The sequence below is a fragment of the Novosphingobium sp. MD-1 genome (assembly GCF_001014975.1).
Classification (GTDB): Bacteria; Pseudomonadota; Alphaproteobacteria; order Sphingomonadales; family Sphingomonadaceae; genus Novosphingobium.
In genome coordinates, this window is sequence record NZ_BBXA01000026.1 from 80,321 (window position 1) to 95,792 (window position 15,472).

Genomic DNA, 15,472 nt, shown 5'->3' on the forward strand with positions numbered 1-15,472 from the left:
GCTTTGGCCCGCATACCGCTCTGGATTGCCGCGGGGCTTCGCCCCTCGCAATGACGAAAGGCGGGAGAGCTAAAGCCGGGCCGGGCCGCTCACGCCAGCCGCGTGTCGATCGTGATGCCGCCCTTCAGCGTGAGCGTGACGGGGGTGCGTTCGGCCACATCGGCCAGGCGCGCCTGCTGGTCCGCGTCCAGCCCGGCGATGGTCAGGACGCGTTCGATCCGGCGGTCGTCCTTGCCGCCGCTGAGGCGCAGCGCCACGTCGAGCGATTCGAGCGGCCACTGCTTGCGATCGGCATACATGCGCAGCGTGATCGCGGTGCAGGCGCCGAGCCCTGCCAGGATCAGGTCATAGGGCGCCGGGCCGGCATTGGCGCCGCCGAGCGCGGGCGGTTCGTCGGCCACGATGCGGTGCCCGTCGACCTCGATCTCGGTGCGGTAGCGGTCCTTGCCGATATGGGCGGTGCCGTGAACCATGGGATTTCTCCTGAAAACGGGCGGGCGGTCAGGCCGGCAGGGGGATGAATTCGCTTTCGCCGGGAACGCGGGCGAAGCGGCCGGCCTTCCAGTCTTCCTTGGCCTGCTCGATCCGTTCGGCCGAGGACGAGACGAAGTTCCAGAAGATGTTGCGCTTTTCGGGCAGCGGTTCGCCGCCCAGCAGCATGATGCGGGTCTGCCCCCGGGCGCGCAGGATCACTTCGGCACCGGGCTTGAACACCACCAGTTCGTCCTTGGCGAAAGTGCCGGTCTGGCCGACCACTTCCACTTCGCCGCCGACCACGTAGATCGCGCGCTCGATGTGTTCGGCCTTCACCTGATAGCGCGCGCCATCGGCCAGGGCGATATCGGCATAGACCATGTCGGAGAAGGTCTTCACCGGCGAGACCAGCCCGTCCGACGTGCCGGCGATGAGCGTCAGGCGCGTGCCGGCGTCCTCGATCACCGGAATCTCCGTGGCCTTGTGGTGGACGAAGGCGGGATCGACTTCCTCCGCCTGGGTGGGCAGCGCCACCCAGGTCTGCAGGCCGAACAGCGCGTTGGCGTGGCTGCGCTGCTCCTGCGCGGTGCGTTCGGAATGGACGATGCCGCTGCCGGCGGTCATCCAGTTGACCTCGCCGGGGCGGATCGGCTGGACCGAGCCCAGCGAATCCCGGTGCAGGATCTCGCCTTCGAGCAGGTAGGTGATCGTGGCGAGGCCGATGTGCGGGTGCGGGCGCACGTCCAGCCCTTCGCCGGCGTCGAACGTGGCCGGCCCCATCTCGTCGAAGAAGATGAACGGCCCGACCATGCGGCGGTGCGCCGAAGGCAGCGCGCGGCGAACCTGGAAGCCGTCTCCCAGATCGCGGACGGGCGGAAGGATGACGAGATCGACGCCGTCGACGGTGGAAGTGCGGGTGGTCATGGCGGGATTCCTTGGTGTGGGGAGGGAGCGGTGTACGGGGAAATCAGGCGCCGAGCAGCGCCATGGCTTCGATCTGGGCCGGCGAATAGCCCTGCGCGGCGAGCGCGGGGATGTGCTGGCGGGCCAGGGCGCGGGTGCGGTGGCTTTCGCACAGGAAATCGCGCACCGGGCGCAGATGGGCGGGAATGGTGTCGGCCGCGGCGCGCGGACGCGGCTTGACGACGTGGCCGGTGATCGCGCCAACTGCACGGCCCACGCGGTCGCGCAGCGATCCGGCGAGCGGGGGCTGGCCGCAGGGGCAATCGGCCACGGCGTTGAGCGCGGCCTTCACATCCTGCCATTCGGCCGGGCTGAGGCGCGGGGTGGCGGTGTCGAGCAGGGCTTTGAGCATGGCGTCGTCTCCATCGTGCGATGTGGTCACTATGCCGCAAAGCCCGAGTCGGAATGATCCGGATAATGTGGGCCAAAGTGTTCGAGATTATCGAAAGGTGGTGCGGGGCCTTCCTTACCGGACCTTAATTTGACGGTCACTTTGCAGTCGATAGCCCGCATCTATTGCTGGAAAATCGCGGATTGTATCGGCATGGCGCCCCGCTCCGGCGGAGCGCGTCATGCGGGGCACCCGCGGGCCGCTTCGGGTCGGAAGCAGGGGACCATATGAATTTCGAGGACAGCGCAATTCTGGCGCGCGGCGCGGCGGACGAGACCGGCCGCCTGCTGCACGCCTTTCTGGCGGATACCGTCGCGCGCGTGCCGGGGCAGATGGCGCTGGACATCCCGCCGGGCCGCGACCGCGCCGTGCGCGCGACGATGACCTATGCCGAACTGGCGGACGCTTCGGACCGGCTGGCGCGTCACCTTGCGCCGATGATCGCCGGGGAAGCGATCGTCGCGCTGCTGCTGCCGCGCACCTCGCCACTGCTCTATGTCGCGCAACTGGCGGTGCTGAAGGCCGGGGCGGCGTTCACCTGCCTGGACCCGTCGTTCCCCGAGGAGCGGATGCGCGAAATCCTGGAGGATGCGGAGCCCGTGGCCGTGCTGGCCGACGCCGAGGGCCTGGCGCGGCTGGCGCCGCTGGTGGCCGATCCCGCGCGGCTGTTCGACGCGGACGCGCTGCTGGCGCGCGACCCCCCGGCGGGCGATCTGCCGGAGGGCTTCGCCGCCGACCGGCTGGCCTATGTGATCTACACCTCGGGCACCACCGGCCGCCCCAAGGGGGTGATGATCGAGCATCGCAACATCGCCAGCCTCGTCGCGTCCGACATCGCCGAATTCGGCCTGACCACGGCGGACCGCGTGGTGCAGGGATCGTCCTCCGCCTACGATTCCTCGCTGGAGGAAACGTGGCTCGCCTTCGCCACCGGCGCCACGCTGCTGGTGATGGACGATGCGGCGGCGCGGCTGGGGCCGGACATCGTCGGCTGGCTGCGCGATGAGCGCGCCACCGTGTTCTGCCCGCCGCCGACGCTGCTGCGTTCCAGCGGCTGCGCTGATCCCGAACGCGCGCTGCCCGACCTCAAGCTGCTCTACGTGGGTGGCGAGGCGCTGCCGCGCGATATCGCCGACCTGTGGCAGAAGGGCCGGCGGCTGGTGAACGGCTATGGCCCCACCGAATGCGCGGTGACCTGCCTGCGCGGCGATATCGTGCCGGGCAAGCCGATCACCATTGGCGCGCCGGTGCCGGGCATGCACGCCTGGGTGCTGGATGAAGCGCTGGATGAAGTGGCCGAGGGAATGCGCGGGGAACTGTGCATGGGCGGCGCGGGCGTGGCGCGCGGATACCGCAACCGGCCGGACCTGACCGCCGAGAAGTTCTGCGATCATCCCCGGCTGGGCCGCATCTACCGCACCGGCGATCTGGTCCATCGCGAGGCGGACGGGAATTTCTATTACCACGGGCGCATCGACGCGCAGGTCAAGCTGCGCGGATACCGCGTGGAACTGGGCGAGATCGAGGCGCGGCTGGCCGAACTGCCGGGCGTGCGCGCGGCCGGCTGCCGGATGCAGGACCATCGCGGCGTGCCCGAACTCGTCGCCTTCGTGGTGGCCGACGATCCGCGCCGGCCGCCCGACCTCGACGCGCTGCGCGGCGATCTGCTCGCCACCCTGCCGCGCTACATGGTCCCGCGCGAGATTGCGCTGATCGATGACCTGCCGACGACGGTGGGCGGCAAGCTCAACCGTGCGGCGCTGCCGCTGATCGACATCGCCGCGCCCGCCACCGGCGCCACCACGGGCAGCGGGCGCCGGGCGGAACCCGCCAGCGAGATGGAGCGCCTGCTCGCCGCCGGGATGGCCGACATCCTCAAGCGCGGCGACGGCGTTTCGGTGGAGGACGATTTCTTCGAGGATCTGGGCGGCGATTCGCTGAGCGCGGCGCTGCTGGTGACGCTGCTGCGCGACGATCCGCGCACCGACTGGATCACCGTGTCCGACATCTACGAGGCGCGGACGGTGCGCGCGCTGGCGCGGCTGGCCGACCGGGCGATGCCGGCGGCGGACGCGGCCGACGAGGCGCCGCTGGTGCGCGAAGGCGTGGCGCGGCCGCTGCTGGCGCAAGCGGTGCAGACCGGCTGGCTGCTGGGCGAACTGGCGGCGGGCGGCTGGCTGACGTGGTTCGCGGCGTTCCAGGTCATCCCCCGCCTGTTCGGGCACATGAGCATGACCGCCTTCGTCCTGCTTGCCCCGCTGGCGACGGTGGGCGCGCTGGCGCTCTATGTGCCGGCGGCGATCCTGTTCGCGGTGCTGGTCAAGCGGCTGGCGGTGGGCCGCTATCGCGCGGTGCGCGCGCCGGTGTGGAGCACGCTCTACCTGCGCCACTGGGTGGTGTTCCAGGCGGTGCGGCTGATCCCCTGGCCGCTGATCCAGGGCACGGTGGTGCAACAGGCGGCGCTGCGCGCGCTGGGCGCGCGGATCGGCCGCAACGTCCACATCGCGCGCGGGGTGGACCTGCGACGCGGCGGGTGGGACCTGCTGACGATCGGCGACAACGCCGCGCTGGGGCAGGACGCGCATATCGGCCTGTCCGAACTCGACCGGGGCGATATCGTGTTCGGCGCGGTGACGATCGGCGAAGGCGCCACGCTGGGCGTGCGCGCGGGCGTGGAGGGCGATTGCCATGTCGGCGCGGGCAGCGTGCTGACGGCGCTGTCGATCCTCAACGCCGGGGGCACGATCCCGCCGGGCGAACTGTGGGACGGCGTACCCGCCAGCCGCGTCGGCCCCGCGCCGCAAGCGCCGGCACCGGCCCAAGGCACGGCGCTTTCGCCCGCGCTGCACAGCGCGCTGCTGCTGGCGGCCGAAGGGCTGGCGGCGCTGGTCGCGGCGCTGCCCGCCGAACTGCTGTCGCTGGCGGTGATGCGCCGGGCCGGCGTGACCTATGACGCGATGTGGGCGTGGATGGCGCACCCCGCGCCGCTTTCGCGCACCGGGCTGGTGCTGATCGGCCTGACCGTGGCGGCGGTGCCGCTGACGCTGGTGTGGAGCGCGCTGATGCTGCGCGCGATGGGCCGCGTGAAGCCGGGCACGATCGGGCGGTTCAGCCCGGCCTATGTGCGGGTGTGGATCAAGACCGGGATGCTCCACGCCGCCGGCGAATGGCTGAGCGGCACGGTGTTCTGGTCGAAGTGGCTGCGTCTCAGCGGAATGCGCGTGGGCGCCAGCTGCGAGATCAGCACGATCATCGACGTGGTGCCCGAGCTGGTGGAGATCGGCGCGGAGACGTTCTTCGCCGACGGCATTTACCTCGGCGGCGCGGACGTGCGCGCGGGCACGGTCACGCTCGGCACGGTGGAGCTGGGGCGCAACACGTTCCTGGGCAACCACGCGGTGATCCCGGCGAACACGCGCCTGCCCGACGATATCCTGATCGGCATCGCCACCGTGGCGCGGCCCGACCGGATCGCCGCCGGTCAATCGCGCTTCGGCCATCCCTGCTTCGACCTGCCCCGGCGCGAGGTGGTGGACATGGACCGCAGCCTCACCCACGATCCCTCGCCGGTGCGCTACTGGAACCGCGTGTTCTGGGAAGTGGCGCGCTTTGCCCTGCCGGTGCTGCCGCTGCTGCTCTCCGCGCTGTGGTACGCGATGGTGGCGCGCGGCCGTGGCCTGACCGGTGACGCCGCCTTCGCGCTGCTGGTGCTGCCGGGGGCCATGCTCGCGCCGGTCGTGGCGCTGCTGGTGGCGGTCTGGGCGCTGAAGTGGACGCTGATCGGGCGGGTGAAGCCGGGCCAGCACGCGCTGTGGTCGTGCTGGTGCAGCCGGTGGGACTATGTCTATGTCGCCTGGGCCAAGTATGCCAACCTGATCCTGCAGCGGCTGGAAGGCACGTTCCTGCTATTGGGCTTCCTGCGCGTGATGGGCCTCACCATCGGCAAGCGCGCGGTGCTGGGGCCGCAGTTCGCGCAAGTGGTGGACCCGGACATGATCCACATCGGCGATGGCGCGACGGTGACCGCGATGTTCCAGGCGCACACGTTCGAGGACCGCGTGCTGAAAGTGGACAAGGTGTTCATCGGCAAAGGCGCGACGATCGGCGCGGGCACGGTGCCGCTCTATGGCGCGGACGTGGGCGATGGCGCGCGCGTGGGCGGGCACAGCGTGATCATGAAGCAGGAACGCCTGCTGCCGGGCCTGCGCTATCAGGGCGTGCCGACGCGGGTGATGGGGCGCGAGCGGGGCTGAACCGCAGACCAGCGCCCGCATCCGGCGGCGAACCCGGACTCTGGCCTGAAAGGACGATACGGAAACGCGCGACCGGTGCGGCACCCGGAAGGTGCGCGGGAAGGGCGTGTCGAAGGCTGCGGTCGCGAACAGCCGGCGGGGCAGCAGGCCCGGTCCGGCTCGGCCATGAGGGGAAGGCGCTTCGGCAGGGGCGGCGGCTCGCAGGTACGGCCCCGTGCCGGCAGCGGCTGAACCACCGCGCCACATCCACGCTTCCCGTCCGGTGCTGGTGTGCCTGGGCCAGGGACTTGGCAAACGCCCCGCCTTGAACCCGCGCCCCACACCGGCCGCGCCGGGCCGGAACGCGCGTGGCGCCAGGCCCGAAGGAGCGCGGGCAAGGCCGGCCAAGCCCTGCTCCCGATCCGTGGGGAGGGCGATTAACCTATTTGGTTCGTTTTGTCAAGGGGAGAGGGGGTAGGCCCACCCCCGGCCCCTCCCGCAGGCGGGAGGGGAGGATAAATGCCAAATCGGTCGTATCTTCTTCTCCCCTCCCGCTTGCGGGAGGGGTTGGGGGTGGGTCATTTTCCACCGATGGCCTTCCAGCCGCGCGATACTCCAAGGGCGCGTGAACTGCGCCATGCGGCTTCCCCCGCCGAACGGCTGCTCTGGCGCTACCTTTCGCGGGCGCAGACGGGCGCGAAGTTCAGCCGGCAAATGCCGGTCGGGCCGTTCTTCGCCGATTTCCTGTGCCGGGAGATGCGGCTGGTGGTGGAACTCGACGGCTTCAGCCACGAGGCGCGGCTGGAGCAAGACGCCGCGCGGGACCGCTGGTTCGCGGCGAATGGCTATCGCGTGCTGCGCTTTACCAATGCCGCGGTGCTGGGGAATATCGAGGGCGTGGTTGTGGCCATTCGCGGCGCGGTGATGGAGGGGAGGGAGCAGGCCCACCCCTGACCCCTCCCGCAAGCGGGAGGGGGATGTCCTTGCGCTGCTTACTCCGCCGCGATTCCGGCCGCCTTGAACATGTCTTCCTCGCTTTCCAGGCTCACGTCAGCGTTGGCGGCCGACTTGGCCTTGCGGCGGGCGTCGAAGCTGGACCAGACGTCGTTCCAGTTGCCGCGCGTGGCGGCCTTGGAATATTCGGTGGCGCGCGCTTCGAAGAAGTTGGCGTGCTCCACGCCGTTGAGCAGCGGGGCGAGCCAGGGCAGCGGGTGATCGTCGATCATGTAGATCGGCTGGAAGCCGAGCTGGCCCAGCCGCCAGTCCGCGATATAGCGGATGTACTTCTTGATTTCCTTGGCGCTCATGCCCGGCACCGGGCCTTGTTCGAAGGCCAGGTCGATGAAGGCGTCTTCCAGCCGCACCGTCTTCTGGCAGCAATCGATGATGTCTTCCTTCACCGCCTTGGTCAGGCAGCCGCGTTCGGCGACGAAGGCGTGGAACAGGCGGGTGATGCCTTCGCAGTGCAGGCTTTCGTCGCGCACCGACCAGCTCACGATCTGGCCCATGCCCTTCATCTTGTTGAAGCGCGGGAAGTTCATCAGCATGGCGAAGCTGGCGAAGAGCTGCAGCCCTTCGGTGAAGCCGCCGAACATGGCGAGCGTGCGCGCGATGTCCTCGTCCGTCTCCACGCCGAAGGTCGAGAGGTAATCGTGCTTGGCCTTCATTTCCTCGTATTCGAGGAACATGCCGTATTCGGTCTCGGGCATCCCGATGGTGTCGAGCAGGTGCGAATAGGCGGCGATGTGGATCGTCTCCATGTTGGAGAACGCGGCCAGCATCATCTTGACCTCGGTGGGCTTGAACACGCGGCCGTACTTTTCGTGGTAGCAATCCTGCACTTCCACGTCGGCCTGGGTGAAGAAGCGGAAGATCTGCGTGAGCAGGTTGCGCTCGTGATCGCTGATCTTCTGCGCCCAATCGCGGCAGTCCTCGCCCAGCGGCACTTCCTCGGGCAGCCAGTGGACCTGCTGCTGGCGCTTCCAGTATTCGTAGGCCCACGGATACTCGAAGGGCTTGTAGGTCTTGCGGGCTTCAAGAAGCGGCATGGGCGTGAGTCCTGTCAGTGAGTCTGCGAGAGATAGGCATGATGAAGCGCGCGCGGAAGCGAGGCTGGCAAGGGGCCGCCGGGCGCGCCAGGTATGAAGGGCGGTTATCCCCCGCCCGAAGCGTTACTGCCAGAACCAGCCGGGCTTGAGGCCGCGCTGCTTCCGGTTGCGCCACATCTGGAGGTACATCCACAGGCCCGAGATGCTGAAGAACAGCAGCGCGCAGCCGGTCAGCAGCGAGATCGCGGTGCCGAGCGGCCCGAACGTCTCGCCCGAATGCAGGTGATGGAACATGCCCACCCATGCGCGCATCCCGCCCTTGGGCGCCTTGGGCCTGCACGTCATCGTTTCGGGGCAGTGGAAGCCGGCGGGCGCGGCCATTTGCGCGGAGGCTGGCGGCGCTTCGCCCCCGGGCCACAGCGCGGTGACGTGGCTGGCGATGCCCGTCACCGCCATCCACAGCATGAAAATCCCGAAGAACACCGTGGTCCAGCGGTGCCACTTGCGCATTGCCCGATACTCCCGAATGCAAACGATCCGGGGCCTCCAGACACGCCGCCGCGCTTGCGGGCAAGCCGCAAAATGTCGCGGAATGTAAGGAGGATGGGGCTACGACATTAGTCATTTGGCAATGATAGCCGAAAATTCTTTTAAAGGGAGCTATCGACTGGCTTCGTCCACAGCTTCGATAATCTACATATGGTGTGAAAGTGGCGGGAATCCTCACATACCTTCAACATATTGATATGCTCTGACCTCGGGTTGAAGCACTCTCGCACATGCGTTTAGTGAAATTCGCTTTTATCGAAGGGCCGGCGTTAGCCGGCCCTTCGCATTTTCACGCATAACGAATGAGCTTCCAGGTCACCGCCCTTCCGTTGTGCGGCGGCATGCGGTTACCTATGGCGATCGGCGCAGTCGTGGACGGAGCGTCAAGTGACTGCCAGACCCCCGATTCCGGGCAAGTTTCGCCCGTGCGTGCGGTCGTTCCGATAGGCTTACGTGTACGTGTAATCATCTTGCTGTACCTTCTTGCGGCGCCGCTCTCCGGACGAGCGCCTTCGTCCGACGAATAGCCCGCGCAACCTCCTTTGAGAGAAGGAGGCCACACGAACTGTTGCAAGCAAGGTCGATGAATTGTGGTGAAGGGTGGGGTTGCAACGAAATTGCTAGTCCACCGATTTATCCACAGGCCCATACCACCTGAAACCGGAGAGTTCAGGTTGACCATAACGGCGGTACGTGCGAGTCAGAGGTTGCAACGCAGGCCTCGAACGCACCGCCGTTCAGCTTGCTGGGGGCAACCGCAAGGTTGCCCCCAATCCGATTCTTACTGTTGAGTTCGAATCGAATATTATGAATAGCCGTTTACCTGAGCCCGGACGAATCAGGGCTTCAGTGCTGGGCTACTTTTCCACAGAAGAAACCTATCTTTTTCTTTTTATTGGCAGGCGAGGCATTCCTCGTAGTCGGTCTGGTCGCCGGCGCTGAGTTCGATCTTTGGCGCTTCGGCGGTGTTGTCCGCCTCCACCCCGCCGGCAAACCCGGCGCGCTGCACCGACTTCGAGCGCAGGTAGTAGAGCGACTTGATGCCCTTCTCCCACGCCTGGAAGTGGAGCATCATCAGATCCCACTTGTCGACGTCGGCCGGGATATAGAGGTTGAGCGACTGCGCCTGATCGATGAACGGGGTGCGGTCCGCCGCGAATTCGAGCAGCCAGCGCTGGTCGATCTCGAAGCTGGTCTTGTACACGGCCTTTTCCTCGGGGCTGAGGAAATCGAGGTGCTGGACCGATCCGCCGTTCTCGAGGATCGAATTCCACACGTTGGCGGAATCCTTGCTCTTCTGCTGGAGCAGCGCCTTGAGATAGGGGTTTTCGACCACGAACGAGCCGGACAGCGTCTTGTGCGTGTAGATGTTGGCCGGGATCGGCTCGATGCAGGCGGAGGTGCCGCCGCAGATGATCGAGATCGACGCGGTGGGCGCGATCGCCATCTTGCACGAGAAGCGCTGCATCACGCCCATGTCCGCCGCATCGGGGCAGGGGCCGCGTTCCTGCGCCAGTAGCAGGCTGGCCTCGTCCGCCTTGGCGGCGATGTGGCGGAACATCTTGAGGTTCCACGCCTTGGCCATCGCGGATTCGAAGGCGATGCCCTTCTGTTGCAGGAACGAGTGGAAGCCCATCACACCCATGCCGACCGAGCGTTCGCGCATCGCCGAATACTTGGCGCGGGCCATTTCGGTGGGGGCGCGATCGATATAGTCCTGCAGCACGTTGTCGAGGAAGCGCAGCACGTCTTCGACGAAGTGCTTGTCGCCGTGCCACTGGTCCCAGGTTTCGAGGTTGAGCGAGGACAGGCAGCACACGGCGGTGCGATCGTTGCCGAGGTGATCGCGGCCGGTGGGCAGGGTGATTTCCGAACAGAGGTTCGAGGTCGAGACCTTGAGGCCGAGATCGCGGTGATGCTTGGGCATCATGCGGTTCACGGTGTCGGAGAACACCAGATAGGGCTCGCCCGTGGCGAGGCGCACTTCGACCAGCTTCTGGAACAGGCTGCGCGCGTCCACCTTGCCGCGCACAGAACCGTCCTTGGGGCTGCGCAGCGGGAATTCGGCGCCATCGCGCACCGCTTCCATGAAGTCGTCGGTCAGCAGCACGCCATGGTGCAGGTTCAGCGCCTTGCGGTTGAAATCGCCGCTGGTCTTGCGGATTTCGAGGAACTCCTCGATTTCCGGGTGCGAGACGTCGAGATAGGCGGCGGCCGACCCGCGCCGCAGCGACCCTTGCGAGATCGCGAGCGTGAGGCTGTCCATCACGCGCACGAACGGAATGATGCCGCTGGTCTTGCCGTTCAGGCCCACGCTTTCGCCGATGCCGCGCACCTGGCCCCAGTAGGTGCCGATGCCGCCGCCCCGGCTGGCCAGCCAGACGTTCTCGTTCCAGGTGGCGACGATGCCTTCCAGGCTGTCGTCCACCGAATTGAGGTAGCACGAGATCGGCAACCCGCGCCCGGTGCCGCCGTTCGAGAGGACCGGCGTGGCGGGCATGAACCACAGCTTCGAGATGTAGTCGTAGAGCCGCTGGGCGTGCGCCTCGTCATCGGCATAGGCATCGGCCACGCGGGCGAACAGGTCCTGGTACTTCTCGCCGGGCAGCAGGTAGCGGTCGTCGAGCGTGTCCTTGCCGAACGCGGTGAGCAGCGCATCGCGCGATTCATCGGTGACGATGCCGAAGCGGCGGGCGCGGACGGTGCGCGAGTTTTCCTTCTCGGGCGCGGGAACGCTGGCGGCCGCGGCCGCCGCCACGGCGGCGACCAGCGCCTCGGTCCCGGAATCCTGCGTATTCAAACTCATCGCCGTTCTGCCTTCTGCCGGCGACGCGCCTTCGAGAGTCGCGCCATCAAGGCCCAATTCGTCCTGCGCCGCCACGGAGCCGTCCCCAGTCCTGAAATCCACGTCTAACCCCCGGTTTCACCACCGCCCGACCGAAACCCGGCCGGTCGTCCAAATCTGCTGGCCGGACACCCGCCGGCCTGTTCCGGCCGGTCCGAATGTTCCGCTTCCGTTCGAATCGGGAGCAAGACCCCAATCCTACCACAAGATGGCCCGCGCGGGTCATGAAATCGGGTCTCGCGCCCCTTGCGCAGGCACGGAAGCGGGCGCCGGCACGAAGCCGGCAGCCGCCACGCGCCAAAGGGCGCGCTTCCGTTCTCAACAAGGTCTAGAGGCCCCCACACGGTCCGACCACTATCCATAGTGCCTCAACGGGATTCAGACACAAGAGGGTAAACCATCAGTTGACGATTCGGTTCGTCGTAATCCCGATTCGCTTCGTCGCAGCGAAAGTCATTGTGCAGTGCAGCGACGCGCGGGGAAAACGGCACTTCAAGACCAAATCGTGACGGGTCCAAAAATTTTCGCTCCGAACCACCATCCTGTGGACAATCGCGCCGGATCGGGCACACCCCGCGAAGCAGGAAAAAAGCTGTGGAAGGCGGAGGCGAAAAGCGTGTTCAACCTGATCTCGATCGTGATCACCGGCTTCTTCGTGGGGCTGCTGGCGGAAATCCTCTATCCCGGCCCGGTGGACCTGGGGTTCGTGAAGACGGTGCTGCTGGGAATCGGCGGATCGATCGTGGCCGGGGTTTTCGCCAGCTGGCGTTCGGGCAGCACGTTCGGCGAAGGGGTGAATCGCGCCGGCTGCCTCGCCTCGGTGCTGGGCGCGCTGCTGCTGATCTGGCTGGGGCGGCACTGGTAGGGCGGAGTCCGCCCACCCCCAACCCCTCCCGCAAGCGGGAGGGGAGCGCGACTGCCAAAAAAAAGACGGTTATGTCGCTTGCAAACTCTTGCCCTACGCGTTCGTCATTGCGAGCGTAGCGAAGCAATCCAGAGCGGCTTAAGCGTGGCTCTGGATTGCTTCGTCGACTGCGTCTCCTCGCAATGACGATGGTGAGTTTGCAAAAAACATAAACGCCAAAAAAGAGGCCACGGCGCTCGGGGGGGAGGCACCGTGGCCTGGACGGCCCGGTCGTCGACGTGAGGCGCCGCGGGGGCGCGGGACGGGCCTTCGGGTATCGGGCGAAGCCCCGGGGCGGTCCGCGTGCAATCCGCGCCCGGAGACCGTTTTCGCCGGTTCCGTCGGGGCACTATTGCCGCTGTCCGCGCTTGCGCAAAGCGGGGAACGGCCCGTTCCGGACTGTCCCGCCGCGCGCGCCTGATTCCGCTAGAGAAAGTTGTTGGGCCAGATCATCGTGCGCCACATGTGCGCGGTGGGGCTGGCGTCGAAGCCGAGTCCTTCCTCCGGCTCGCGGAAGTGGCGGCCGATCACGTCGGTCAGTTCCTCGGGATCGACCGGCGGGAAATCGTCGAAGAAATAGGTGTCGTAAAGCGTGACCTGCCGCGCGGTGCCGTACCATTTGTGGTCACGCGCGTAGTCGGCATCGCGCTGGAGGTATTCGGGCATCGCGTAATCCGGGCCGAAGAAGCGATCGTAGCTTTCGGGGTAGGTATAGCCCACGCTTTCGTCCGACACGTAGCGCAGCGCCTGATGATATTTCACGGCAAAGGCCACTTCCTCGCTGACATAGGGCGCGACGAGCTGCGCGCTCCAGTATCCGTGATCGGCGCGGATCAGGCAGCCGTTGGAAATGTCGTGCAGCAGGCAGGCGATCACGACCTTTTCGTCCTGCCCGTCGTCGAGCGCGCGCTTGGCGCTGACCAGCAGGTGCCGCACGGTGATGTCGCCAAAGCGGCAGCGGAAGAAATCGAGCAGGCGCGGCCGTTCGGGCATCCGCGGCAGCGCGGGGTTGTCGCCCATCATGAACACCGTCTTCGGGTTGAGCCGCTTGAGCAGTTCGGCCTCGTTGTCGACGAAGTCGGTGCCTTTCCAGCCCACCGGCGAGGGATAGATCATCCGTTCGCGCCCTTCCTGCGGCCAGGGGCGGGGATCGGTGAAATCGGCATCGGCCATCGCGGCAATCTCCTGCTGGAACTCGGGCGCTTGGTTCCTCTATGCTGGCCTCTAAGCTGGTTCGCCATCCATGGCGATGCCGAAGGACACGCGATGCTGACGATCATCCCCCAGGTTCTGCCCCGTGACGAGGCGCTGGCGCTGGGCCGGACGATCGCCGCGGCCGACTGGGTGGACGGCAGCGTGACCAGCGGCCCGGCGGCGGCACGGGTCAAGCGCAACCGCCAGTTGCCCGAGGACGGCGAGGCGGCCCGAACCGCGCGCCAGCGCGTGCAGCAGGCGCTGTCGGCCTCCGCGCTGTTCCTGTCGGCGGCCTTGCCCAAGGCGATCTATCCGCCGCTGTTCAACCGCTATGGCCCCGGCGAGCAGTATGGCGACCATGTCGACAACGCGCTGCGGATCGATCCCGCCACCGGCGCGCGGCTGCGCACCGACCTTTCGGCGACGCTGTTCCTGTCCGAGGACTACGACGGCGGCGAGCTGGCCATCGCCGGCGATTTCGGCCGCATGGCCTACAAGCTCGCCGCCGGCGACATGGTGCTCTACCCCGCGACCAGCCTGCACCGGGTGAACGAAGTGACGCGCGGCGAGCGCATCTGCGCCTTCTTCTGGGTGGAATCGCTGGTGCGCGATGGCGCCGCGCGCGAGGTGCTGTTCGATCTCGACCAGACCATCCAGGCGCTCAACGTGCGCCAGGGCGGGAGTGGGGGCGGAGGCAGCGGCGATCCGCAGGCGCTGCGGCTGACCAGGGTCTATCACAACCTGGTGCGCCGCTGGGCGGGGTAGGGCGGGATGACGTCAGGTTGACCCGCCCCTCGTCATTGCGAGCGTAGCGAAGCAATCCAGAGCCTCGCGTGCCGCCCTGGATTGCTTCGCTACGCTCGCAATGACGGTGCAAGGGGATGTTATTCGGCGCCCGTGGAGCGCCTCTACAGCCCCGCCTTGATCAGCCAGTCGTGGAACAGGCGCACGGGCCGCGATTGCAGCGCGCGGGGGCGGCAGACGAACCAGTAGCTGTAGGGGCTGTCCACCTCGATGTTGTAGAGCTGGGCGAGGCGCGGATCGTGCGACCGGTTGTAGTGGTCGTCGTGCATGATCGCGATGCCAAGGCCCTGCGCGGCGGCTTCGAGGATGAGCTGGCCCGAATCGAAGTGATCGACTGCCGCCGGCTCCAGCCGTTCGAGATGGAGCGCGCGCTTCCACGCCTCGAAGCTGGCGGGCAGATCGTTGTGGACCAGGAAGGTCTGCTTCGAAAGCTTGGCGATGTCGGGCCGTTCGCCCAGCTCCGCCGCCAGTTCCTTCGAGGTGATGGCGTGGACGCGGTTGTGATCGAGCCGCACCGAATGGAGCGTGCCGTCCGGTCCTTCGCTCAGCACGATCGCCGCGTCGATGGTATCGCCCAGCTTGGTTTCGGCGGCGTGCGAGCTGTCGATGTCGATATGCAGCTGCGGGTGCAGTTTGCGCAACTCGCCCAGGCGCGGGAACAGGCGCTGGCTGCCGAACAGCGGCAGCACGCCGAGCCGCAACCGCATGACCTTGCCGGTATCGACCAGCCGGTCGATGCGGTCGGTCATCTCGTCCATCAGCGGGGCGACCGCGTCGTAGAGATGCTGGCCTTCCTCGGTCAGCTTGAGCATCTGGTGCTTGCGTTCGAACAGCGCCTTGCCGACGAAATCCTCCAGCGCGCCCAGCCGGCGCGAGAGGGCCGACGGGCTGAGCGCCAGTTCGGCGGCGGCGGTCTTGGCCGAGCCGGCGCGCACGACGCGAATGAACGCTTCGAGCGAACGCAGCGGAGGCAGGCGGCGGATCATCGGTATCTTCGTTCCCGGACTTCAGTTGCGTTGCATTCCGTGCGGGCCGGACGCGATCCGCATCCTCCCACAGTGCCATTCC

General features: G+C 67.1%; 12 protein-coding genes. 4 read left to right on the forward strand and 8 right to left on the reverse strand.

Features of this window, described 5'->3' with window-relative positions; translation table 11 throughout:
- Window positions 1-89 precede the first annotated feature (89 nt).
- From NMD1_RS08905 to NMD1_RS08915, 3 genes are read right to left on the reverse strand one after another with little or no spacing between them, the layout of a single operon-like run.
- Window positions 90-473: an OsmC family protein gene (locus NMD1_RS08905; protein ID WP_125954456.1), complete on the reverse strand. Its 384-nt coding sequence runs from the start codon at window positions 471-473 to the stop codon at window positions 90-92.
- A gap of 28 nt (window positions 474-501) precedes the next feature.
- Window positions 502-1,398, reverse strand: coding sequence for a pirin family protein (locus NMD1_RS08910; protein WP_125954457.1), 897 nt, complete (start codon window positions 1,396-1,398; stop codon window positions 502-504).
- 43 nt (window positions 1,399-1,441) lie between these two features.
- Window positions 1,442-1,789 carry a hypothetical protein gene (locus tag NMD1_RS08915; protein WP_233497457.1) on the reverse strand — a complete coding sequence of 116 codons (348 nt, stop codon included), beginning with the start codon at window positions 1,787-1,789 and terminating at the stop codon, window positions 1,442-1,444.
- A 266-nt stretch (window positions 1,790-2,055) separates the two neighbouring features.
- Between NMD1_RS08915 and NMD1_RS08920 the strand changes: the two genes are divergently transcribed.
- Window positions 2,056-6,081 (forward strand): non-ribosomal peptide synthetase, encoded by a 4,026-nt coding sequence (locus NMD1_RS08920; RefSeq protein ID WP_125954458.1) that lies wholly within the window; start codon window positions 2,056-2,058, stop codon window positions 6,079-6,081.
- Window positions 6,082-6,633: 552 nt separating this feature from the next.
- On the forward strand, window positions 6,634-7,014 hold the full coding sequence (locus NMD1_RS08925) for an endonuclease domain-containing protein (protein WP_233497459.1): 381 nt from the start codon (window positions 6,634-6,636) through the stop codon (window positions 7,012-7,014).
- 38 nt (window positions 7,015-7,052) lie between these two features.
- On the opposite strand, the gene NMD1_RS08930 is transcribed toward NMD1_RS08925, so the two are convergent.
- From NMD1_RS08930 to NMD1_RS08945, 3 genes are all read right to left on the reverse strand, one after another.
- The gene (locus tag NMD1_RS08930) at window positions 7,053-8,108 is read right to left on the reverse strand and encodes a ribonucleotide-diphosphate reductase subunit beta (RefSeq protein WP_124809698.1); all 1,056 of its coding nucleotides are present in this window, start codon (window positions 8,106-8,108) and stop codon (window positions 7,053-7,055) included.
- 123 nt (window positions 8,109-8,231) lie between these two features.
- Entirely contained in the window at window positions 8,232-8,702 is a 471-nt protein-coding gene (locus NMD1_RS08935) for a PepSY domain-containing protein (protein ID WP_125954459.1), read from the reverse strand.
- An 847-nt stretch (window positions 8,703-9,549) separates the two neighbouring features.
- Window positions 9,550-11,565 (reverse strand): ribonucleoside-diphosphate reductase subunit alpha, encoded by a 2,016-nt coding sequence (locus tag NMD1_RS08945; protein ID WP_124809700.1) that lies wholly within the window; start codon window positions 11,563-11,565, stop codon window positions 9,550-9,552.
- A gap of 442 nt (window positions 11,566-12,007) precedes the next feature.
- Here NMD1_RS08945 and NMD1_RS08950 point away from each other — a divergent pair, with 442 nt between their 5' ends.
- Window positions 12,008-12,367, forward strand: coding sequence for a GlsB/YeaQ/YmgE family stress response membrane protein (locus NMD1_RS08950; protein ID WP_223806653.1), 360 nt, complete (start codon window positions 12,008-12,010; stop codon window positions 12,365-12,367).
- A gap of 465 nt (window positions 12,368-12,832) precedes the next feature.
- Here the strand turns inward: NMD1_RS08950 and NMD1_RS08955 are convergent, their stop codons facing one another.
- A complete protein-coding gene (locus tag NMD1_RS08955) occupies window positions 12,833-13,579 on the reverse strand; it encodes a hypothetical protein (RefSeq protein WP_125954461.1) in 747 nt (248 codons plus the stop codon).
- A 93-nt stretch (window positions 13,580-13,672) separates the two neighbouring features.
- Between NMD1_RS08955 and NMD1_RS08960 the strand changes: the two genes are divergently transcribed.
- Window positions 13,673-14,365 carry a Fe2+-dependent dioxygenase gene (locus NMD1_RS08960; protein ID WP_125954569.1) on the forward strand — a complete coding sequence of 231 codons (693 nt, stop codon included), beginning with the start codon at window positions 13,673-13,675 and terminating at the stop codon, window positions 14,363-14,365.
- 143 nt (window positions 14,366-14,508) lie between these two features.
- On the opposite strand, the gene NMD1_RS08965 is transcribed toward NMD1_RS08960, so the two are convergent.
- On the reverse strand, window positions 14,509-15,390 hold the full coding sequence (locus NMD1_RS08965; RefSeq protein ID WP_124809703.1) for a LysR substrate-binding domain-containing protein: 882 nt from the start codon (window positions 15,388-15,390) through the stop codon (window positions 14,509-14,511).
- Window positions 15,391-15,472: the final 82 nt, after the last annotated feature.

Bases quoted from the DNA above. Each gene is read 5' to 3' on its own strand.
- NMD1_RS08905 (WP_125954456.1), bottom strand. From the start codon at position 473: ATGGTTCACGGCACCGCCCATATCGGCAAGGACCGCTACCGCACCGAG.
- NMD1_RS08910 (WP_125954457.1), bottom strand. From the start codon at position 1,398: ATGACCACCCGCACTTCCACCGTCGACGGCGTCGATCTCGTCATCCTT.
- NMD1_RS08915 (WP_233497457.1), bottom strand. From the start codon at position 1,789: ATGCTCAAAGCCCTGCTCGACACCGCCACCCCGCGCCTCAGCCCGGCC.
- NMD1_RS08920 (WP_125954458.1), top strand. From the start codon at position 2,056: ATGAATTTCGAGGACAGCGCAATTCTGGCGCGCGGCGCGGCGGACGAG.
- NMD1_RS08930 (WP_124809698.1), bottom strand. From the start codon at position 8,108: ATGCCGCTTCTTGAAGCCCGCAAGACCTACAAGCCCTTCGAGTATCCG.
- NMD1_RS08955 (WP_125954461.1), bottom strand. From the start codon at position 13,579: ATGGCCGATGCCGATTTCACCGATCCCCGCCCCTGGCCGCAGGAAGGG.
- NMD1_RS08960 (WP_125954569.1), top strand. From the start codon at position 13,673: ATGCTGACGATCATCCCCCAGGTTCTGCCCCGTGACGAGGCGCTGGCG.
- NMD1_RS08965 (WP_124809703.1), bottom strand. From the start codon at position 15,390: ATGATCCGCCGCCTGCCTCCGCTGCGTTCGCTCGAAGCGTTCATTCGC.